This window comes from Butyrivibrio hungatei, from assembly GCF_900101605.1.
Taxonomy (GTDB): Bacteria; Bacillota; Clostridia; order Lachnospirales; family Lachnospiraceae; genus Butyrivibrio; species Butyrivibrio hungatei_B.
Genome location: NZ_FMUR01000003.1, coordinates 239,975 through 263,067, shown reverse-complemented (window position 1 = coordinate 263,067; position 23,093 = coordinate 239,975). Strand labels below are relative to the sequence as shown.

Annotated in this window: 20 protein-coding genes and 1 pseudogene; 20 read left to right on the top strand and 1 reads right to left on the bottom strand. The window is 41.5% G+C overall.

Annotation, left to right across the window (positions count from 1 at the left end; genetic code table 11):
* The first annotated feature begins 1 nt into the window (after window position 1).
* Window positions 2-802, top strand: a complete 801-nt coding sequence (locus tag BLP87_RS01160) for a hypothetical protein (RefSeq protein WP_027208184.1) — start codon at window positions 2-4, stop codon at window positions 800-802.
* Window positions 803-1,004: 202 nt separating this feature from the next.
* The gene (locus tag BLP87_RS01155) at window positions 1,005-1,271 is read left to right on the top strand and encodes a hypothetical protein (RefSeq protein ID WP_074461064.1); all 267 of its coding nucleotides are present in this window, start codon (window positions 1,005-1,007) and stop codon (window positions 1,269-1,271) included.
* A gap of 144 nt (window positions 1,272-1,415) precedes the next feature.
* Here the strand turns inward: BLP87_RS01155 and BLP87_RS01150 are convergent, their stop codons facing one another.
* Window positions 1,416-1,748, bottom strand: a complete 333-nt coding sequence (locus BLP87_RS01150; protein WP_074461063.1) for a helix-turn-helix domain-containing protein — start codon at window positions 1,746-1,748, stop codon at window positions 1,416-1,418.
* 412 nt (window positions 1,749-2,160) lie between these two features.
* Here BLP87_RS01150 and BLP87_RS01145 point away from each other — a divergent pair, with 412 nt between their 5' ends.
* From BLP87_RS01145 to BLP87_RS01060, 18 genes and pseudogenes are all read left to right on the top strand, one after another.
* Window positions 2,161-2,349: a holin gene (locus BLP87_RS01145; protein WP_330365379.1), complete on the top strand. Its 189-nt coding sequence runs from the start codon at window positions 2,161-2,163 to the stop codon at window positions 2,347-2,349.
* 103 nt (window positions 2,350-2,452) lie between these two features.
* Window positions 2,453-3,457 carry an N-acetylmuramoyl-L-alanine amidase gene (locus BLP87_RS01140; RefSeq protein ID WP_242871787.1) on the top strand — a complete coding sequence of 335 codons (1,005 nt, stop codon included), beginning with the start codon at window positions 2,453-2,455 and terminating at the stop codon, window positions 3,455-3,457.
* A 266-nt stretch (window positions 3,458-3,723) separates the two neighbouring features.
* A complete protein-coding gene (locus tag BLP87_RS01130; RefSeq protein ID WP_074461062.1) occupies window positions 3,724-5,046 on the top strand; it encodes an ABC transporter substrate-binding protein in 1,323 nt (440 codons plus the stop codon).
* A 128-nt stretch (window positions 5,047-5,174) separates the two neighbouring features.
* Complete coding sequence (locus BLP87_RS01125; protein WP_074461061.1) at window positions 5,175-6,053, top strand: carbohydrate ABC transporter permease; 879 nt, start codon at window positions 5,175-5,177, stop codon at window positions 6,051-6,053.
* Window positions 6,053-6,907, top strand: coding sequence for a carbohydrate ABC transporter permease (locus BLP87_RS01120; protein WP_026655291.1), 855 nt, complete (start codon window positions 6,053-6,055; stop codon window positions 6,905-6,907). The genes BLP87_RS01125 and BLP87_RS01120 overlap by 1 nt, the downstream gene beginning before the upstream one ends.
* A gap of 21 nt (window positions 6,908-6,928) precedes the next feature.
* Complete coding sequence (gene gtfA / locus BLP87_RS01115; RefSeq protein WP_074461060.1) at window positions 6,929-8,344, top strand: sucrose phosphorylase; 1,416 nt, start codon at window positions 6,929-6,931, stop codon at window positions 8,342-8,344.
* Between the two features lie 34 nt (window positions 8,345-8,378).
* Entirely contained in the window at window positions 8,379-9,359 is a 981-nt protein-coding gene (locus BLP87_RS01110) for a LacI family DNA-binding transcriptional regulator (protein WP_026655288.1), read from the top strand.
* Between the two features lie 252 nt (window positions 9,360-9,611).
* Complete coding sequence (locus BLP87_RS01105) at window positions 9,612-10,469, top strand: ROK family protein (protein WP_074461059.1); 858 nt, start codon at window positions 9,612-9,614, stop codon at window positions 10,467-10,469.
* Between the two features lie 37 nt (window positions 10,470-10,506).
* A complete protein-coding gene (locus BLP87_RS01100; protein ID WP_074461058.1) occupies window positions 10,507-12,972 on the top strand; it encodes a beta-mannosidase in 2,466 nt (821 codons plus the stop codon).
* A 56-nt stretch (window positions 12,973-13,028) separates the two neighbouring features.
* On the top strand, window positions 13,029-14,012 hold the full coding sequence (locus tag BLP87_RS01095; protein WP_026655285.1) for a glycosyl hydrolase: 984 nt from the start codon (window positions 13,029-13,031) through the stop codon (window positions 14,010-14,012).
* Window positions 14,009-15,091, top strand: a complete 1,083-nt coding sequence (locus tag BLP87_RS01090) for an SGNH/GDSL hydrolase family protein (protein WP_074461057.1) — start codon at window positions 14,009-14,011, stop codon at window positions 15,089-15,091. The genes BLP87_RS01095 and BLP87_RS01090 overlap by 4 nt, the downstream gene beginning before the upstream one ends.
* A gap of 43 nt (window positions 15,092-15,134) precedes the next feature.
* Window positions 15,135-16,963: pseudogene (locus tag BLP87_RS01085) on the top strand (alpha-galactosidase); the annotation flags it as partial.
* 117 nt (window positions 16,964-17,080) lie between these two features.
* Entirely contained in the window at window positions 17,081-17,305 is a 225-nt protein-coding gene (locus tag BLP87_RS16230) for a GH36 C-terminal domain-containing protein (protein WP_330389935.1), read from the top strand.
* A 59-nt stretch (window positions 17,306-17,364) separates the two neighbouring features.
* The gene (locus BLP87_RS01080; RefSeq protein WP_026655283.1) at window positions 17,365-18,402 is read left to right on the top strand and encodes a LacI family DNA-binding transcriptional regulator; all 1,038 of its coding nucleotides are present in this window, start codon (window positions 17,365-17,367) and stop codon (window positions 18,400-18,402) included.
* On the top strand, window positions 18,392-19,417 hold the full coding sequence (locus tag BLP87_RS01075) for a LacI family DNA-binding transcriptional regulator (RefSeq protein WP_026655281.1): 1,026 nt from the start codon (window positions 18,392-18,394) through the stop codon (window positions 19,415-19,417). The genes BLP87_RS01080 and BLP87_RS01075 overlap by 11 nt, the downstream gene beginning before the upstream one ends.
* Before the next feature lie 276 nt (window positions 19,418-19,693).
* Entirely contained in the window at window positions 19,694-21,139 is a 1,446-nt protein-coding gene (locus tag BLP87_RS01070; protein ID WP_074461056.1) for an ABC transporter substrate-binding protein, read from the top strand.
* Between the two features lie 107 nt (window positions 21,140-21,246).
* Entirely contained in the window at window positions 21,247-22,206 is a 960-nt protein-coding gene (locus tag BLP87_RS01065; protein ID WP_074461055.1) for a carbohydrate ABC transporter permease, read from the top strand.
* A 44-nt stretch (window positions 22,207-22,250) separates the two neighbouring features.
* Window positions 22,251-23,087, top strand: a complete 837-nt coding sequence (locus tag BLP87_RS01060; RefSeq protein WP_074461166.1) for a carbohydrate ABC transporter permease — start codon at window positions 22,251-22,253, stop codon at window positions 23,085-23,087.
* The last annotated feature ends 6 nt before the right edge of the window (window positions 23,088-23,093 follow it).

Genomic DNA, 23,093 nt, shown 5'->3' with positions numbered 1-23,093 from the left:
AATGTACGGATTAAAAGAGCTACTAAATAAAGAGGAGGAACGGCTTCTGAGAATAAAGGCTGTAGTTGATAAGCAGCTGGATGAGGCACCGGAGGGGCGACTTAGGATTTCATCGTCGGGGAAGCTTGTTCAATACATGCATTGTACTGATGAAAACAAGAAATCAATATATCAGGGAAACTATATAAAAAAGGAAAATGCCGAATTTATCAAAGCTCTTGCGCAGAAAGGATATGACAAAAAGGTAAAAAGACTTGTTGATCTGAGACTTAAGCAGATACAAAAAATAAATGCGGATTATGATGATCATGAAATTGAAAAAATATATGCATGCATGAATCCTACGAGAAAGAAATTAGTCAGAGCGTATGAGATTCCGTTTGAACAGAGGATATCTGAGTGGAAGGAAATAGAATATAACGGGAAAAGTTTTTCTGAGGATTCACCGGAGATATGTACAAGGAAAGGTGAGAGAGTCAGGTCGAAGAGTGAAAAAATAATAGCGGATACATTCTTTGAACGCGGGATAGAATATAAGTATGAGTGTCCGCTTGAGCTAAAAGGATATGGAATCATATTTCCTGACTTTACAATTATTAGTAGGAGAACCGGAAAAGAAGTGTATTGGGAACATGATGGACGAATGGACGATCCTCAATACGCGGAAACAGCGGTCAGAAAGATAGATACATATATAAGAAATGGAATAGTGCCGGGAGATAGGCTGATTGTTACATTTGAAACCGGAAACTATGTATTAAGCGACAATACGATAGATGCGATGATAAAAAAATATTTGTGATACCTAATGAGAACATAAACGCTTCAGGAGGAATGAAACAATACTGAGTAAAAAATGACTATTGCTGTTATCCTGAGGGGATTGGACAAGATTGCAGATAAGGACAATTAATAAATTGACATGTGAACACGCGTTCGATATAATAATCATAGATTCGCTACCATACATCAATCTATGCAACATTGGCTTTGACTTTGGAGGTATGAAAACAGTGGAAATTGAGGAATGTATCAAGGATGCGTTTGAAGACTCTATGCAGTTATTTGTTCAGACAGAAGAATACAAGAAGGAACGTGATGAGATAAATGATATGATCATAACATTTCGAGCAATGCTGGATGTGAACCGGCAACTGCAGTTTAATGAAATAGTAGATGCCATAACCGTTGCAGACGGTAAGCTTGCATCGGAAGCATATCTGCACGGAGTTGTAGAGGGGATAGCGCTTCGTGAGAAAATAATCGGATAGATGGTAAAAAAGTGCAAAGACATATTTTAATATGTGGTAAGTACCTTATCTACAAAGTAGAATGGCGGAAAGGAAGATACATATCACATGTGGGTATGTCTGAACACTATTTTCTATCAAAATGGAATATATAATCGAATGCCTTTATTCATCTTCGGACTCAAGCAGGGCGTTGATGAGTTCACGCTTTTGCTTGGATGTCATCTTGGATACATTCTTTGCGATAAGTCTATGTATCATATAATATTCGGATTCAAAATCTCCGCTTTCTGATGAGTTTCCGTTTAACAGATAATCGGTAGTAGTGTGAAGGGCAGTAGCGATATTGGCTATAACGGGCCCTTTCGGAACACGATCGCCCTTTATATATCGAGACATTGAGACTTCGGTGACGTCGACTTTTTCAGCGAGTTCGCGCTGAGTCATATTAAGCTGAGTAAGTAATTCAGCTATTCTTCCTCCTAATGTACCGTTCATAGGATTTCCTCATTTCTTTATTTTTTTATTCCGTTGCAGGAATAATCTCAATACTTGCCAAAAGTATAATTCAATTTACCAAAAACGTCAAATAAAATAATTTTTGGTAAGTAATAATATGGTTTAAATCCAGTAAAAACAGCCGCTTCTGTCATTTCCCCAAAATATTCACACAAACAAACGGTAAATTAATGTGTTGACAACTTTCCAAACGTGATATATGATTAAATCAATCTAAAACGAACGGAGGTGAGATGAAAATGTCAGAACATGCAAATATGCTGTTATTAGGACTGGCACGTGCACCATGTGCGTAAATTTTTTTACTCATTGACTTACCAATTGTATAAGCGTGGGTAAAACAAATTAACTTTTGTTCTATAAAATCTACGCACAGGAAAGGAGAATGCTTATGAAGAACTGGCTTGAAGCAGCAGGAATAAGAGCTGTGAAGACGGTGGCACAGACAGCCATTGCCACGATAGGAACTTCGGAGTTTCTGGGAGACGTTAATTGGGTGATGGTTGCAAGTGCGGCATCATTGGCAGGAATACTTTCCCTGCTGATGAGTATTTCCGGGATTCCGGAACTGAAGAAATAAGGAAAGGCGCCGGCTCGGCGCTTCCTTCAACAATGAAAACAGAACACAAAAAACAAAACACAGAAACCAAAAAACAAAGTACAAAAAGAAAAGGAGAAAAATTATGAATTTTGTAGAAAGTATAATGACTCAGAACCCCTGCTACACAGAGGGAAGAAAAATAACCGTGAAAGGCCTGATGCTCCATTCTGTCGGATGCGCACAGCCCCGAGCAATGGCATTTATCAATAGCTGGAACACACCTTCACATGACAGCTCATGCGTTCATGGCTTCATAGACGGAAACGACGGAACAGTGTATCAGACGCTTCCTTGGAACCACAGAGGATGGCACGCAGGCGGAGCGGCAAACAATACACATATCGGAGTTGAGATGTGTGAGCCTGCAAGCCTTAATTATACAAGCGGAGCGACCTTTACCTGCTCAAACATACCTGAGGCACGCAAATCGGTAAAAAGAACATATGAAGCGGCAGTCGAACTGTTCGCGATGCTCTGCAAATTATTTAACCTCGATCCTCTTGGAGACGGAGTAATCGTTTCTCACAATGAGGGACATATCAGAGGAATAGCTTCCAACCACAGTGACCCCGAGCACTTATGGAATCAGCTTGAAACCGGCTATACGATGGACGGATTCAGAAAAGCGGTAAAAGAACTTTTGAACAAAGGAGTTGCGGACTTTCCAAATGGCGGAAGCACAGAAGAGGCATATCCTTATGCCGGACCGGCGGGCACTTATCCGACCGTACCTTTTTCTGTAAAAGTTCTTATAGATAATCTGAACATCCGTGCAAATCCGAATTTTGGAGGTGCGATCAAAGGACAGACAGGCAGAGGTGTATTTACGGTTGTTGAGGTACAGAACGGATGGGGAAAGCTTAGAAACGGAACAGGTTGGATCTATCTTGAAGAGAAGGCATATTGCACAGTCCTTGACCGTTTGATCTCGGAAAGCTATGAAAGGAAATCCATTGATGAGATCGCGAGAGAAGTAGTGAATGGAAAATGGGGCAACGGCGAAGAAAGGAAGATGCGTCTTACCGAAGCGGGATATGATTACAATGCTGTACAGCAGAGAGTAAATGAGATTATCTGGAATCCTTGAAGAAAAGAGCTTTTGGCTTGGTTAACCTAAGGCAAAAGCTCTTTATTGCCGCAATTATATGTCAAACGTATAACATAGTCAGTCTTGCGTAAAAGACAATTATTTGTGCAAGATATCCAAAAAACATATTGCCATATCGTAATTAATTCACGAAACGGATAATTTTTCTATAAAAACATATGTCAACCGATTGACATAAATATACGTCACGTGATAATATCTGTTTACAATAAACAAAGACCTTTTAAAAGGAGGGGTTATTTAAGATGAGAAGGAAAATAGTTTCATTAGTAGTTGGTGCAGCTATGGCATTATCAATGGTTGCATGTGGTACACAAGGCAGTGAGGAATCAGCTGTTCAGAATTCCGGAGAGCAGGTTGCGGATAGTGGCAATGGCGGGGGAGCGGCTATCTCAATTTTAAATTCTAAAACAGAGATTCAGACACAGTTCGAGGATATGGCAAAAGAGTATGAAGAGAAGACAGGTGTGCATGTTGAAGTATACAATGCCGATACGGATACAACAGTTGCTTCACAGATTGCAACAAAGTATGCATCACACGATCCTTATACACTTTCAATGGTGGATCCGAAAGATATATATGCAGTAGCAAATGAGTATGCTTACGATCTTTCAAATGAGGACTGGGCAAAGAAAACAAAGCTTGGAATCACGGTTGACGGAAAAGTTGTAGGATTTCCTTTCTGTGTAGAGGCAAGAGGAATTCTTTACAACGCAGATGCAATTGAGAAGATCACCGGAGAAGCGTTCGATCCTACATCAGTTGCAAAGCTTGAAGATTTCCAGAAGTTACTTGATAAGCTTGTACAGGGCGGAATGGAGAAGCCTGTAGGAATCCTTTCAGAGTACTGGTCACTCGGTGCCCACTGGTTCCCTATGGTATATGAAGAGCAGCAGGATCCCGATGCATTTGTAAAGAGCCTTCTTGATGGATCAGGTAGCCTTGCGGAAAATGAGAAATTCAATTCCTTAATGGATTCATTTGATACTCTTATCAAATATAACTATGCAAAAGGTTCTGCTTCAAACGCAGATCGTGAAGAGACATCAATGATGCTTGCAGAAGGACAGATCGCTTTCATGTTCGGCGGAAACTGGGATTGGTCAGTTATCAACCAGTATGATTACACAGAGCACCTCGGAATGATGCCTGTTCCGCAGAATACTGCAGACACAAGCAACTTTAAGATTGTCGGCGGTGCAACCAAGTATTTCTTTGTTGACAGTTCATCAGATACTTCAGATGAGCAGAGACAGGCTGCGCTTGACTTCCTTAACTGGCTTGTAAACGATGCTGACGGAAATGCTTTCCTTACAGAAAAGTGTGCGCTTGTTCCTGCTTTTGAAAATATCAAAGCCGATAAGCTCGATCCATTTTCTCTTTCTGTAAAGACATATGCAGATGCAGGAAATATGATTCCTACATACAATTACCTTCCCGACGATCATATGACGGTAGTAGGACAGGAGATCATGCAGAAATACCTTGATGAGTCAATGGACAGAGCAGCACTTGCTGATGCGGTAACTGAGTATTTCAAGTCTGCAACACCTATTGAGCACTGATAATTTACTCAATAATCAATCTGATTGTAAAAAGACATTATATCAGGGCTTCGATCATCAAGAAGCCCTGATAAAAAAGAAAAGAGATTTAAGTGTTTAGTGCACGGGTATTTTGAAAGGTGAGGCATATGAAAACTAATACACTGGGCTATAAATTAAAACAGTATTTGATATTTGCGGGATTAACAACGGTAATCTTTTGCAGTGTTGTGATAATACCTTTTATTTATGGACTGTATCTTACATTTACGAGCTGGAACGGGGTATCCAGAAATAAGCCTTTTGTAGGCATGGAAAATTATGTTAATGCATTTTCGGATGGGGGATATTGGACATCTCTCGGACGTACGTTTATCTATTCGGCAATAGCTGTTGTACTTGTAAATGCTGTTGCATTTATCATTGCATATATGGTTACGAGCGGAATCAAAGGCCAGAATTTTTTCAGAGCCGGATTCTTTGTACCGAATCTTATCGGTGGTATCGTACTTGGTTATGTTTGGAAATTTGTATTTAATAAAGCGCTGGTAGAGCTTATGGGCTATATATCAGACGGAAGAGCTAAGTCACTCCTTGCTACGGAGAGCGGAGCGATCGCAGCACTTATTATTGTTTCGGTATGGCAGTATGCCGGCTACATGATGCTTATCTATGTTGCAGGTTTTATGAGCGTATCGGAAGATGTTATTGAAGCGGCTAAAATTGATGGCTGTACAGGCAGACAGTCTATCATTCATATATCAATTCCACTTATGACGGCATCATTTGTACAGTGTCTTTTCCTTACGATCACAAGATGTTTCATGGTATATGACGTCAACCTTTCGTTGACTAACGGTGATCCTTATGGAAGTTCAGCGCTTGCAGCAATGCACGTTTACAATCAGGCTTTCGTAAACAAGAACTATGGAACCGGCCAGGCAGAGGCACTTATCTTGTTTGTGATCTGCGCGGTGATCGGTGGAATTCAAGTATACGTAGGTAAGAAAGGGGAGGTACAGGCATAATGGAAAATGAAAAAGCAAGACGCAATAAAATAATAAAGCATGCCATTATGATCGCTATCCTTGCGGTTATGTTTGTAGTATTTATTTTCCCTTTCATAATGGTAATAATAAATGTTTTTAAGGTAAAATCAGATATTACGGGCAATCCGCTTGCATTGGTAGGAAAGCACGGATTTACGATTGAGAACTTCCCCAAAGCGATTGAAAAAATGAAATTCTTTAATTCATTCGCTAACTCCTTTATAGTGACGGTGTGCTCAACTGTAGGAACAATCGCGCTTTCATCCATGACCGCTTACCTTATCGTAAGAAATAACTGGAAAGCAAATAAGATATTGTTCGTTCTTATGATCGCATCAATGGTAATTCCTTTTCAGGTACTCATGATCCCGCTTGTTTCACTTTACGGCGGAATACTCGGCATCCTGAATCACAGGATCACATTGATATTCATGCACATCGGATTCTCACTTTCAATGGCTACATTCATGTTCCATGGAAGTATTAATACAAATGTTCCGTGTTCGCTTGAAGAGGCGGCTACAATAGACGGATGTAATAAATGGCAGATCTTTTCAAGAATCGTATTTCCTATACTTAAGCCAACTATAGCAACGGTGGCTATTATTGATGCAATGGCATTTTGGAATGATTATCTTTTGCCCAGTCTTGTACTTGGAAGAAAAGAGCTGTATACGATTCCTATCGCGACAAAAGTTTTCTACGGCACATATTCGACAGACACGGGTCTGATCATGGCTGCACTTTTGCTTGCGATGCTTCCGATATTGTTGTTATATCTTTTCCTTCAAAGATACATTGTTGAGGGAATCACAGCAGGAGCTGTTAAATAATTATATGAAAGGTTTTATGTTATGAAAAAGCTAGAAAACAAATGTATGTTGATCACATACGCAGACAGCATGGGTAATAATCTCAAAGATCTAGCGTTTGTAATGGACAAGTACTTTAAGGATGCAGTAGGCGGTATACATATACTTCCTTTTTTCCCATCTTCGGGAGACAGAGGATTTGCTCCTATGGATTACCACGTTGTAGACAAGACGTTTGGAGACTGGGACGATATAGAAAAGTTGTCGGAACAGTATTATCTCATGGCCGATTACATGATCAATCACATTTCGGCGCAGAGTGAGTATTACAAAGATTTTCTTCAGAAAAAAGATGATTCGAAATACAGAAATCTTTTCATTCGCTATAAGGATTTTTGGGAGAACGGAGAGCCTACACAAGAAGAAGTGGATGTTATCTACAAGAGAAAGCCCAGAGCTCCCTATGTGGATGCGGTATTTGCTGACGGAAGCACTGAGAAAGTATGGTGCACCTTTGATGAGCAGCAGATCGATATCAACTGCAAATCGGATACGGCAAAAGAGTTTATCAAGGATAATCTTGTAAATCTCTGTAAGCACGGGCTCTCGATCATTCGACTTGATGCGTTTGCTTATGCGACAAAAAAAGCAGGAAGTTCATGCTTTTTCATAGAGCCGGAAGTTTGGGAACTTATGGACGGATGCCAGAAAATAGTAGAGCCGTACGGTGTTAAGCTCCTTCCTGAGATACACGAGCACTACACGATGCAGCAGAAAATTGAAAGTCATGACTACTATGTTTATGATTTTGCGCTTCCAATGCTACTAATAAATGCGTTATACTATGGACAGTCTACGTATTTGAAGAATTGGCTTAACATTTGTCCGAGGAAGCAGTTCACAACGCTTGATACTCACGACGGAATCGGTGTTGTCGATGTAAAAGACCTCCTTCCCGATGATGAGATTGAGAGGACAAAAGAGGACATCTTTAAATACGGAGCCAATGTAAAGAAGATTTACAATACGGCTGCATATAACAATCTTGATATTTATCAGGTCAACTGCAGCTATTACTCGGCACTTGGCGATGACGACGATGCTTACCTTCTGGCAAGAGCGGTTCAGTTTTTTGCTCCCGGAATTCCGCAGGTATATTATGTGGGACTCCTTGCGGGAAAGAACGACCTTAAACTTCTTGAAGAGACCAAAGTCGGAAGAAATATAAATCGTCATTATTACAAGCTTGACGAGATAGAAAAAGAAGTCGAAAGACCTGTCGTAAAAGAGCTTCTTAAGCTTATGAAGTTCAGAAATGAGCATCCTGCATTTGACGGAGAGTTTATTCTTGAAGATTGCGGCGATGAGGAACTTGTTATTCTTAGGAAAAACGGCGACGATTTTGCACGGCTTAAAGCAAATTTAAAGACTAAGAAGTTTACTATCGAGCATTCGTAAGAAGTGCGTGGTAGGAAGAGGCATCGGAGGGAATATGGCTACATTAAAGGATGTCGCAGCCAGATGTGGGCTGACGGTTACAACTGTATCAAGGGTTCTGAACAACAGAGGGTATATTTCGGACAAAACAAGGTCCAAGGTATATGCTGCAATGGAAGAACTCAATTATCAGCCCAACGAAGTAGCCAGATCCCTATCCAAGAAATCGACGAATACGATCGGCGTTATTATGCCGCACATAAGGCATCCTTATTTTTCCGAGATGATAAGTAACATTGAGAATGCGGCAAGCAAGAAAGGGTATAAGATCTTGCTCGCCAATTCCAAGGGCGCAGATCACAAGGAAAAAGAGTACCTTGATATGTGCACAAGTAATCGTGTTGCCGGTGTTATAGTTTTTTCCTCCACAGTTAAGGGGCTCGAATTTGCAAATAGTAATATCCCGCTTATCACTGTTGAGCGTTTTGTTGAGAACGGAACGGCAGCAGTTGAGTGTGACAATGAGCAGGGCGGTATGCTAGCAGCCGAGGCGCTTATCAAAAGCGGTTGCAAGCACCTGCTTATCATAAGCGGTGTTTCAAAAAGCGTCATGCCTGCGGATGACCGTTTGAAAGGCTTTGCCAAAGTCTGCGAAGAGCGCGGTGTTGTCTATAAGGCGGTTTCTACCAGCATGAATCAGTATAACAACCTTGAGTATCACGCTCTTTTGACGGGAGAACTTAAACTCGACAATGAGATAGACGGAATTTTTGCAAGCTCCGATCTTATCGCGGCGCAGGTTCTTCAGGTTTGCAGGAAAATGGGCAAAAGAGTACCCGAAGATATAAAACTTATAGGCTTTGATGATGTTCTGCTTTCGAGGCTTACGACTCCGCCGATCTCGACAATACACCAGCCCATTAAAGAAATGGCGGAAATGGCAGTGGATCTAGTCATTTCATCTTCTGAAGGCAAGGTTGTACCAAAACGCACGATACTTCCTGTTTCTTACATAGAAAGGGAGAGTACCAAGTAACTGATTTGAAAAATAGAATATTTAAAAGATACCGTTCTGACAGGCCCTTAATAACTTGTTAGAGCGGTTTTTTATGTGCTTATTTAAAAGATAAAGAAAAAGATGGAAATACTATTGAAAAATAGATTGATATGTGCAATATTTAAGTAAAATATAAATGCATTGTGATTGAGTTAAGTTAATTTAATTAAATTCCGGATTGGAGTTTTTGGTAGCATATTTACTTTTTAGTGATAACGGAGGGGAATACAGATGTATGGCGCTATAGAAGCAGGCGGAACAAAGATGGTATTGGCTGTTGGGGACGACAAGTCAAATATAGTAGAGACCACAGAGATAAAAACGAGAAGTCCGAGGGAAACAATCCCTGAGATTATGGATTTTTTTGGAAAGTATGACATTGAAGGCATGGGAATAGGAGCGTTCGGCCCTGTGTGCCTTGATAGGAACTCGGAAAGTTACGGAAAGATAGGAAAAAGCCCGAAGCTGGAATGGGTGGGCTTTTCCTGGATGGAAGCTTTTGGCAAGGCAGATTACCCTGTGACAATAGATACCGATGTCAACGCGGCATGTTTGGGAGAAGTCAAATATGGGAATGGAAAAGGGCTGAATAACGTAATCTACATAACAATAGGCACCGGGATCGGAGTTGGAGTTTATGCTGAAGGCAATCTCCTCCATGGAGCGCTTCATCCTGAGGCGGGACATATTCTTTTGCCTGTGAGCGGAAGAGACGGTTTTGAAGGAATCTGTCCGTATCATAAGAACTGTTTTGAAGGACTGGCATCGGGACCTGCAATAGAGGCTCACTATGGCAAGAAGCCGCAGCTTTTGCTCGATGATATGAGCGTTTGGGAGCAGGAAGCAGACTACATCGGAAAGGCATTGATGCAATATATATGTTGCTATTGCCCTGAGAGGATCATTCTCGGCGGCGGCGTTATGCATATAGAAAAGCTCTTTCCTATGATCCGCGAGAAAACTCTTTCCTATATGAACGGATATGTTGATACAAAAGAGATGCAGAATATTGAAAGTTATATAACACCTGCGGGACTTATGGGGCAGCAGGGAATAAAAGGCGCATTGTTCTTGGCATCACTTAAATAAGATTAGATGAGAGATGCAGTAAATACGGAGACAATAGATGGAAAAATTTGCAATAAATAACTGGATACTGAAAAGGGTATCCGATGGCAGTAAGTACAGGACAGAGGTTCCTGGGAGCGTTCTCTATACACTTCAGAATAACGGAGTAATTCCGAATCCGTTTGTGGCAGACAATGAGAAATTTGCCCTGAAAATGATGGAAGAGGAGTTTGAATACGAAGCTAAGTTCGATGCCGGTCATGCTCTCATGTCATCTTTGAAAAAAGAGCTTGTATTCGAAGGAATCGATACCGTTGGGGAGGTGTATCTAAACGGAAGCAAAATCCTATGTGCCTGCAACATGCACAGGACATACAGGATTGATATCACAGATTTATTAAAGGAAAAGGATAATGAATTAAAGGTCTGCATCCACTCACCTCTTAAATATATAAAGGATGCATACGGAAAAAGTGAGTGCGACGGAACGGAAGATGCCATGGAGGGCTTTGTTCACATAAGAAAGGCCCACTACATGTTCGGCTGGGACTGGGGCCCGAGAATCCCTGATGCGGGACTTTTCAGACCTGTATATATTCTTGGAATAAATACTGCACGTATAGAGAATGTCAGGGTTCATCAGAGACACTCGGGCGGTAAAGCCGGGCTACGTATTTTTATTGACAGAGAAGTTTACGGTGATGATAAAGGCATTTCCTGTGATGTGATTCTTACAGATCCGCAGGGAAAAGAGCTTAAGTATGAAGATTACAGATCAGGCGATGAAATCGTGGTCGAAGATCCTTTGCTCTGGTGGCCGTCCGGATTCGGAGAACAAAATCTTTATAACCTGGATATAAAATTAAAACTTGGAAATACGGAGCTTGATTCTCTGACAAAAAGAATCGGCCTGAGAACCCTTACCATAACCAAAAAGAAAGATGAGTGGGGAGAGAGTTTCTCGCATTGCATAAACGGCTTTGATGTATTTGCATTTGGCGCAGACTATATACCGGAAGATAACTATCTGACAAGAATGACGCCCGAAAGAACAAGGAAACTACTTGAAGATTGTAAAATGGCCAACTTTAATTCCATCAGGGTTTGGGGCGGCGGCTTTTTTCCGGATGATGCTTTCTATGATATCTGCGATGAGCTTGGGATCATGGTATGGCAGGATATGATGTTTGCCTGCGGTGTCTATGACCTTACCGAGGAATTTGAAGAGAATATCAGGCTTGAAATAAAAGACAATTTAAGACGAATAGCGGATCATGCCTGTCTTGCTCTCATTTGCGGCAATAATGAGATGGAGATGTTTGTAAAAAACGGAGTGTGGGTTAAGACTCATAAGCAAAAGGCTGATTATATCAAGATGTATGAATATCTTTTTCCTAAGTGGGTAAAAGAATATGCACCTGATGCGGTATACTGGCCATCCAGTCCGTCGTCGGGAGGATCTTTTGACAATCCCAACGACTTTGACCGCGGAGATGTTCATTTCTGGCAGGTATGGCATGACGGAAAACCTTTTACCGAGTACAGAAAGTATTTCTTCAGATATCTGTCGGAGTTTGGCTTCCAGGCTCTTCCGTCAAAAAAGACACTGGAAACGGTAATGACAAGCGAAGAAGACTACAATCTTTTTTCCTATAACATGGAAAAGCACCAGAGAAACAAATCTGCCAATTCCAAGATAATGCAGTACATGCAGGCAACTTTCAAGTATCCTACGGATTTTGACACTTTGATTTATGCATCTCAGCTTCTGTCGGGAGAAGCGATACGATACGGCGTTGAGCACTTTAGGAGAAACAGGGGAAGGTGCATGGGGACTCTGTATTGGCAGCTAAATGACTGCTGGCCTGTTATAAGCTGGGCTTCTGTTGACTATTACGGAAGATGGAAGGCGCTGCACTATTATGCCAGGAGATTTTTTGCTCCCGTGCTTATTAGCTGTGCGGAGACGAGCACTGTATCTGAAGGGATTGAGATCAATTCCGAGAAGAGTCTGTTCGTACCTGCTATAAAGCTTAATATCTCCAATGAGACCATGACGGAGAGAAAGCTCACGGCAGAGTGGAAACTCAGAGATGCTTTCGGAAAAGAGATTGATGGAAAAGGACTTGAAATCGAAACTTCGGGTACCGTCGATGTAACTGTTTCTCCGTTTTCTTCAAAGTGGGTGACTGAGCAAAGCTTCCCCGAAATCGACATATATTCCTGTTATGTGTCCTTTAAGGCCATAGAAAAGGGCGAGATGGTGTCGGAAGGCACAGCTCTTTTTGTGCCGGCGAAATATTTCCGTTTTGAAGATCCGGGGCTCACAGTAAGAATGATCTCGGAAAATGAGATAGAAATAAGCGCAAAGGCTTTTGCCAAAAATATAGAAATTAGAAATGAGAATGACGATCTGGTACTCTCAGACAACTTTTTTGACATGAATCCCGGAGTAAAGGTTGTCAGGATCATAAGGGGAGATGCCAATAATCTTACGGTCAGAAGTGTTGCTGATATTCACTGAGTGAAAAAAGACTTACCACGAAATGACCTTAAATGAATTTTTACCGGAGGAATTGTATGAGTGACAAGATTTATGAACCGAGTAACGCGAATATGCAGCAGGGAGCAAGAAATGTGCTTAAATATCTGGCCGAGATCACATATGAAAAGATGATCACAGGACAGCATACGCAGACGATGGAGCAGGAAGAGCTTAAGCTGATAGAGGAAAAGACGGGAAAGAGGCCGGCGCTTTTGGGCTTTGAACTTTTGTCTTATTCACCGAATATCAACTATCTCGATACAGATGATGAGTGTATGGATGAGATCGTTCACAACAACGGAACGCTTAAGAAAGCCTGGGAATGGGCTGAGGAACAAGGGCTTATCACATTCACATGGCACTGGTTCTCACCTCTTTACGGTAGGTCAAAGGCTTTTTATACGGAGAATACTTCTTTTGACCCTGAAAAAGCTGCAACTGAGGGCACTGCTGAATATAATGCGATGATCTCGGATCTTGACGTAATGGCCGGGATACTGAGGCCTTTTTGCGAAAAAGAGATCCCTATTTTGTGGAGACCGTTCCATGAAAGTGACGGAACATGGTTCTGGTGGGGCGCGAAAGGAGCCGAGCCTGTCAAAAAGTTGTACAGAATAATGTATGAGCGCTTTGTGGGCGTGCATCATCTTAACAATCTTATCTGGGTGTGGAATTCGCATATTAAGGAGTTCTATCCCGGTGACGACGTTGTAGATGTGATATCGGTCGACCTTTATACCGATAAACATGTTCATACGGCATATTCCGAGCAGTATAATGCGCTTAAAGAAATAACCGAGATGAAAAAGCCTATGATTCTGGCGGAAGTCGGTGTGCTTCCGGATCCCGAGGCTGTCCACGGTGAGCATATAGGATGGGCGAGCTTTATGACATGGTCTCTGGATTTTTGCAGAACAGAAGAATATAACACATTTGAATTTTTGAAAGATGTATATAACAGCCCGAATGTTGTAACAAAAGATAATCTCCCCAAACTATATGAGGTTAAAAAGATATGAATGAAGTAGAAGGAATAAAGCGGATAAAAAAACTGATTGATAAGGCCAAAGCGGGTGAAGAACTTGTACTTGGCTTCTTTGGAGGTTCGATAACTCAAGGATCTTTGTCTTCTGAGCCTAAGCTGTGCTATGCACATAGAGTTTTTGATTGGTTTGAAAAAGAGTTTCCGAATGCAAAGTTTCACTATTTGAATTCCGGAATAGGCGGAACCTCCTCATATTTTGGAGTGTCCAGAGTTTATAAGGATCTGCTTATGTACAGACCTGACTTTGTGATAGTAGACTTTTCAGTGAATGATGATCCGACAGATCTTTTCAAAGAGACATACGAGGGACTGATAAGACGAATATGGTACTCGGATACAGAGCCTGCAATGCTGCTTCTTAACAATGTGTACTATGACGATGGCAGAACTGCGGAGGATATACATTTAGAAGTCGGAAAGCACTACGGAATTCCCAACGTGAGCATTAAAGATACGATATATAAGAGGATGCTTGAAGGAAGATATAATAGAAATGATATTACACCTGACGGATTGCATCCAAATGATCTGGGGCACGAACTTCTGGCAAAAGAGATAACGGATAGGATCAATGAAATATGCGGTATGGACGTATCTGATTGCCAAGAAGAGCAGGAAAAAGAACCTGTTACAGCAAATCGCTTTGAAGATTCTATAAGATATACCATCGAAACCGGAAGTCCGGTATTATCGGGCTTTAGAGCCGATGCGAGAGAAAAAGAAGGACATCTTGACTTCTTTAAAAATGGCTGGATAGCTACCAAAACAGGTGATTCAATTCACTTTGAACTTAGCGGCGTAAGGACGGTTGCCATTCAGTACAGAAAGACAATAAACAGACCTGCTCCCGTTGCGCTGGCGATTTTGGACGGATGCAGGGAAAAAGCTGTTGTACTTGATTCGAATTTTGATGAAGACTGGGGCGATTGCCTTTATTTGCAGCAGGTGCTAAATGAAAGCGAAAGAAAAGATCACACATTGGATATAGAAATAGTAAGTGCCTCGGAAGAAGACAAAAACAGTTTTTACCTGTTATCATTAATAGTATCTTAAAGCAAAGCGTGAGCAACAGCGGGTTAAGGAGATTGGAGGAAAGATGGCGATAGTATATAACGACAGTGAGCAAATATGGAAACTTGATACGGAAAATACATCATATGTTCTTGGAGTAGTGGATGGGAAGTATCTTTCACATATCTATTACGGCAAAAAGATAAGAAGCGGCGAGCTTTCGTATCTATTAAGACCTGAAGAAATAGTCCCTCCGTCAATTAGACCTGCGGAGCAGCTTGGATTCATGGATGCAATACAGCTTGAGTATCCTTGCGGTGGGATCGGTGATTTCAGGGAGTGCTGCATTTCTGTAAAGAGCGATGCGGGACAGATAGGATGTGACCTGTCATACAAGGGGTATGAGATTGTAAAAGGGAAAGCAAAGGTTGCGGGACTTCCTACATGCTTTGGAGACAATGCAGATACGCTTGTGATAAGGCTTGAGGATGAAATTTACGGTCTGGTTGTATCTTTGTCTTTTACCGTATTTGATGATTGTGATGCCGTAATACGTTCTGCAATTATTGAGAACAGAGGCTCGAAAATACTATGTATAGAAAGAGCCTTGTCTTCATGCCTTGACTTTGAGATGAGAGACTGCGAAGTTATAACGCAGTGCGGCGCGTGGGCGAGAGAGCACATAATTGAAAGGACGGCTCTTAATCATGCGGCTGTAATAGCGGAGTCGACAAGAGGCGAAGAAGGTCATGATTCCATGCCTTTTATGGCTGTCGTTTCAAAAAATACCGACCGGAAAAGCGGAGAAGTCTACGCTTCTCAGCTCATTTACTCCGGCAATTTTATGGCAAAGATAAAGAAAAATGCTCACGACCAGATAAGGATGGTCATTGGAATAAATCCAGAGACATTCTCATGGAAGCTTGAACCGGGAGACTCTTTTCAAACGCCTGAGGCGGCTCTCGTTTATTCATCCTGCGGCCTTGGAAAGATGACAAGAGATTATCATAAGCTTTTTAGGAAACATCTGATAAGACAAGACTGGGTGAGCAAGGAAAGACCTATACTTATCAATAACTGGGAAGCAACATATTTTGATTTTGATAAGGACAAGCTTCTTGATATTGCAAAGACGGCAAGGCAGTGCGGAATAGAACTTCAGGTTCTTGACGATGGCTGGTTTGGATATAACAGAAATCAGCCAAGCGGCGGGCTCGGAGACTGGTATGTCAATGAAGATAAGCTGGAAGGCGGTTTAAAAGGGCTGACCGATGAGCTAAAAAAGATAGATATGAAGTTCGGACTTTGGTTCGAGCCTGAAATGGTCTGTGAAGATACGGACCTTTATAAAAAACATCCGGGCTGGATATTACATCAAGTGGGAAGAATACCTGCGCGAGCGCGTGATCAGTGGGTTTTGGATTATTCCAATCCTGAAGTGAGAAACTATATCTATGAAAGTATGGCCAAAATACTGCGTGAAGTTCCTGTTGTATATATTAAGTGGGATATGAACAGGTCTCTTTCCGATGTCGGTTCTGAGTATCTTCCTTCCGACAGGCAGGGGGAGATTTGGCACAGACACGTCCTTGGTGTATATGAGATTCAGGAAAAGATAACCAAGGAATTTCCATATGTTCTTATTGAGAACTGTTCTTCGGGTGGAGCCAGGTTTGATGCGGGAATGCTGTATTACAGTCCTCAGATATGGTGCTCGGATGATATGGATCCTGTTGAGCGTCTTTCGATTCAGGAGGTACTGCAATGCTTTATCCGATATCAGCGATAGGATCGCATGTTGCAAAAAGCCCCAATGATATTTCTGGAAGAGAAGTTTCTTTTGAGTCGAGAGCTGTGGCGGCCATGTTTGGAACTTTCGGATACGAGCTTGATGTAACCAAACTTTCAGAAGATGAACTAAAGCAGATCCCAAAGCAGATTGCCAGATACAAAAGCATAAGAAGACTGATCCTTGACGGAGAGTATTACAGGATAGCGTCATACAGAGAAAATAAAGAATATGATGCATATATGATAGTTTCCGAAGATAAAAAAGAAGCTTTTATGATATATATGCAGGTATTGTCAAAGGCATTTTCAAGAAGCAGATTGCTTAGACTTGAAGGTCTTGACTCTGATATGAAATATGATGTAAACGGAAAAGTTTATGACGGAGATGTGCTGATGAATGCGGGACTTTTGATTCCCGGAAGCAATGACTTTGAAGCACAGTTCATTAAAATTACAGCAGTATAAACTGTTATGGATTGATTATTAAGTTAATTTAATTCATAATAAGAGCCGGAGGATAACAGATGAGACCAAAACAGAAGGTAAAACTAAAAGATATTGCTGACAGCCTGGGAGTATCTGTTGTTACAGTATCTAATTCACTGGCGGGCAGACCCGGAGTGAGCGCCGAAATGCGCACGAAGATAAAAGAATGTGCGGCAAAGATGGGTCTTGATTACAGTAAATACGGGAAGACTACGCCTAAAAAGGTTGAAAATCCGGAACTTATCGGAAAGACCATCAGCGTCATTGTTTCAGACAGATATATTTATATAGGCGCTTCTTTTTACTGGGAGATGTATCAGAAGGTCGCTTATGCTGTTTCGGAAAATGAATGCTTTACGTCGCTGAGTATGGTCAAGGATTACGACGATGACGAAATACTTCCGCCTGTAACGGATGCCGACGGAGTGATAATAATAGGACCTATAAAAGAAAAGTTTCTTAACAGGCTGCTGGCGGCAGTTAAAGTGCCGGTAGTTTTCATGGATCAGCAGATTGAGACAGGTAATTACACTTCCGTCTTGTCGGGAAATTATTACGGAATGTACAGAGCCACAAAGGAGCTGGTTAAAGCAGGCCATAAAGAGATAGGATTTGTCGGAGCACTTGATTATTCCAGAAATATAATCGACAGATACTATGGATATAAAAAGTGCATGCGTGAGAACGGCCTTAAGGTGAATCGTGAATGGCTTTTGCCGGATAGGAGCGGAAATGACGAAACTCCTATGATTGAGCTACCCAAGAAACTGCCCACAGCATTTGCGTGCAGCAGTGATTTTTCTGCCGGATTGTTATATGAGGCGCTTAAAAAGCAGGGAAAACGTGTTCCGGAAGATATATCGATTGTCGGTTATGACAATTACCTGCTTAACAGCGATCTTGAAGGAAAGCTTACAACTTACAACGTTGATCTTGTGAAAATGGCCAGACTCACAGTGGAGCAGGTCATTAACGAGATAGAGGATCCGTCACTAGCAGGAACGATATTTGAGGTGGATTCCAACGTTGTGAAAAGAACATCGATAAAAGAGTTGAGGGATAATAATGCAGAGTGATGTTACATTGTCTGATATTGCAGAAAAGCTTGGCGTAAGCAGTGTTACCGTGTCGAAGGCTCTTGCGGGGAAAAAGGGCGTCAGTGATGAACTGCGCGAGGAGATACTAAGTCTTGCCGACAAAATGGGATATGTGCGAAAAGAAAAGAACCATCATCCCAAAAAGAATACCGTAATTGGAGTGATAGTTGCGGAAAGATATTTGAATCACAGTAGGTCATTCTACTGGCACATTTATAAAGAATTATCGGTGCAGTCAAATGATAAAAGAATTCTTACTCTTTTGGAGGTTATAAACAGAGAGGCGGAAGAGTCCGAAAGTGTTCCCAATCTCATTGCACAGGAGAGTGTGGATGGACTGATAATTCTTGGAGCTTTCAATGTCGGATATCTTCGTATGCTTAGAAACAAAGCCAAGATACCGATGCTTTCGTTGGATTCTTTATATGAGGAGATAGAAGGTGATGCGGTGATAACCGATAATATCCTCGGAGGGTATGAGATTACCAGATATCTGTTTGATAAAGGACACAGGAAGATCGGATTTGTCGGTACTTTGAAGGTGACACCGAGTATTGACGAGCGGTATATAGGAATGTGTAAGTTCCTGTCATCGGCAGGTCTGGATGTTGAGTTTAGGGATAATCCATTGGTGATCAATGACAGGGATAAATATGGTAATCTTGACGCAGAGGGGACATTTGCGCTTCCTTCGGCAAAAGAGATGCCGACAGCATTTTTCTGCAATTGTGATGTATCTGCGCTTTTGCTTATCGAGCATTTGAAAGAAAAAGGATACAAAGTTCCCAAGGATATTTCTGTCATCGGATTTGATAATTATGTTCCCGATATGAACAAGAGCATTGAACTTTCAAGTTATGAAATAGATCTTAGTGTAATGATAAGTAAGGCAATGGAGCTGCTGACGCAGAGACTTCGTAATCCCGATATGCCTTTCAGCTCCGCGATGATACGCGGAAAGCTGATCGTCGGGGACTCTGTGAGAGCTGTCTGATAGTGGAAAGGCCAATCGTTCGCGCGTGGGCATTTCGCGAGTGATTGGTCTTTTTTTGCTTTAATTAATTTAAGTTAATTTAAGGAGGTTTGTCTATAAATAATTAACAATATTTAAGGAGTCGTTTTGTTGAGGATTAACGAAACGGCTCTTTTTTACTGAATTTTGTAAAAGTGCTATTGAAAAATGGTGATGAACAAATATAATATTAATTAACTTAAGAACAATGTATTGGAACCATGGTTTTACTTAAATTAATTAAAAGGGGTGAATGAAATGAATTTAAAAAGGACTATTGCTCTATTGGCTGCTGCAGCTGTGGCTGCATCTCTCGTCGCATGTGGATCTTCACCGAGTGCAGGTACGGAACCGGGAACGGCAGGTTCCGAGGCTTCCGGAAATTCCGGTAATGCCGGTAACGGTGGCACTGCAGATACTGCGGATAACAACTATACATCTGTTGTTCTGGGTGAGACTGGGAAGGATATCAAAACTAAGATCAAGATTCTGACACATAGAACGGACATGGTTGGTGATGATTATTCGGGAAAAAGTTGGAAAGACTATGTTGCGGAATTTAATAAGATTTATCCCGAAATTACAGTAGAATTTGAAGCTATTACAGATTATGCGGAAGATTCGCTTCTTCGTCTTCAGGGTGGTGACTGGGGCGATATTATGATGATCCCGGCGATCGATGCATCTGAGCTCTCGAATTATTTCATGCCGTATGGAACAGTAGATCAGATGAAAGGTGCTATCCGTTTTGCTACGGACAAGCAGTATAACGGAATATGTTACGGGGTTCCGTCTACGGGAAATGCTCAGGGTGTTCTTTATAACAAGGCAGTATTTGAGAAGGCAGGAATCACAACTTTACCCAAGACACCGGAGGAATTTATAAATGACTTAACTCTGATAAAAGAAAAGACGGATGCGATCCCTCTTTATACAAACTATGCCGCAGGCTGGACAATGGGAGCATGGGATGCATATATTGCGGGAACTGCTACAGGTGATGCAACATACATGAATCAGAAGCTTGCTCATACGGCAAATCCTTTCGCAGATCCCGGTGACGGATCACATGCATACAATGTGTACAAAGTCCTTTATGATGCGGTTGCAAAAGGTCTTATCGAGGATGACTATTCAACTACAGACTGGGAAGGCAGCAAGGGCATGCTTAACAGAGGCGAGATCGGAACTATGGTACTTGGCTCATGGGCATATTCTCAGATGCAGGCAGCAGGAGATAAGCCTGAGGACATCGGATATATGAGCTTCCCTATCACGGTTAACGGCAAGCAGTATGCTACAGCAGGTCCTGATTACGCATTCGGAATCAATAAGGATGCAAGCGATGAAAATCGTATGGCGTCACTTCTTTTTGTAAAGTGGATGACAAATGAGTCGGGATACTCATACAACGAAGGCGGTATTCCTATCAATGCCGAAGATGACAAATATCCCGATCTTTATGCGGCATTTGACGGAGTTGAATATGTTTCAGATGAACCGGCACTTGCTGGAGAAGAAGATCTTAAAGATACACTCAATTCCGATTCGGAACTTAGCATTAACAGCGGTGGTGACAAGAAAGTTCAGGCGATCATAGAGCATGCATCCAACGGTGATATGACTTTTGACCAGATTATGGACAGTTGGAATAAAGCGTGGACAGAAGCACAGGAACTTAACGGAGTAGATATAGACGACTAACAGATAATTGACAGACAACTGACACATAAATTTTTTTATGAGTAACGGGGGAGGGGCGGAATTGTACGATTCCGCCTCAACTTATAGAAAGAAAGTGAGATAACCCTATGAACAAAAGAAAGTGGAAACAGGCACAGGTAATATTAACATTTCTCATTATTCCGGTAGGATTACTGATTTTGTTCACATATTATCCTTTTGGCAAAATGGTCCAATTCAGCTTTTATAACATGAAATACATTGGACCTAGGAAATTCGTGGGATTCAAAAACTATATACAGATTTTTAAGCGTGAAGATATTCTGAGAACGCTGCTACTGTCTCTGTATTACATGGTCGGAGCGGTAATTCAGGTATTTCTTGCATTATATCTTGCTACAATATTCTGCTTTAAGGTAAAAGCTGAAAACTTCTGGAAGGGATTTATTTTCTTCCCTTATCTGATAAATGGTATAGCTATCGGTTTCATTTTCAAGTTTTTTTATACAAGAGGATTTGTGCTGGACACGGTTCTTCAAGCGATAGGTTTCAATCTGAATGATCTTCCGTATTGGTTAAAAGACCAATCGATAAACAACTGGTCGCTCGTATATTCGTCGGTGTGGAGATACCTGGGCTCGACAATGGTTCTTTTCCTTGGGGCAATGATGTCGGTGGACAGTACGCTTTATGAAGCAGCGTCGATAGATGGCGCAAATAAGTGGCAGACATTCTGGCACATCATTTTACCGAGCATAAAGACAATAGTAACACTGAATGTAATCTTGGCTATTACAGGATCTCTTTCGGCATTTGAGCCGCCTTTTGTTATAACAAGCGGTGCAAACGGCACGGGAACATTCTTTGTAGTAATGAATGATATTGCTCATACAAGTCAGAAGGTCGGACTTGCCAGTGCGATGGCGGTATTCCTTCTTGTGATCATCTTCATTGCCAAATTTATTCAGGACGCAATATTTAGGTTCCTGTTTAGAAATGCGGGAACAGATATGGATGAAAGAGCGTTCAAGAAACAGCGTAAAAGGGAAGCAAAGGCAAGAATGCAGATGCATAGAGGAGGTAGATAATGTCATCAGATACAGTAATTGCAAGTGTTGTTCCGAAGAAAAAGATGAGTATTGGTGATATTGTTTGGGAAATCATAAAGTATGCTTCTGTTGCGCTTTGTGCTTTTTTGGCGGTACTTCCAATAGTGTCATGTGTCATAACTTCGCTGAAAACAGAGGTTGAGTATCAGAGCACCAATGTTATGACACTTCCGGAAAACTTTTTTAATTTTAACAATTATGTTCAGGCTTTTGCTCAGGCAAATATGGGACTGGCATTCATTAACTCGGGAATAATTCTTTTATTTGTACTTGCGGGATCGACCATGATAGGCTCTCAGCTTGCATATGTTCTAAATCGTTTTAGCTTTCCCGGCAATGCGCTTATCAGGAATCTGTTTACTTTTGCGGCACTTCTTCCGGGTATTGCCATGCAGGTTTCGGTATATGAAATAATGGTCAACCTCGGACTTGTAAATACTTTGTACGGATACATCATCATGATGATGGGAACGGATGTAATGTCAATTTACATCTACATTCAGTTTTTTGAAAACCTTCCCGTTTCGCTTGATGAAAGTGCCTTTTTGGACGGTGCGAATTACTTCCAGATTTATGCAAAGATATTGCTTCCGCTCTTAAAACCTGCGATTGTTACGAATCTGATTCTTAAGGGCGTTGGCGTTTACAACGAGTATTATTGCGCGAACCTGTATCTTCAGGATAAAAGAAAACTCTGTACGGTAGCCACATCATTGTACACATTCACGGGGCCTATGGGTAATCAGTATCATCTTATCTGTGCCGGCGTGATCATGTCACTTCTTCCTGCTTTGATAATATTCTTGCTTTGTCAGAAACAGATTTATAACGGCGTTGCAGCCGGTGCGGTAAAGGGGTGATAAGTA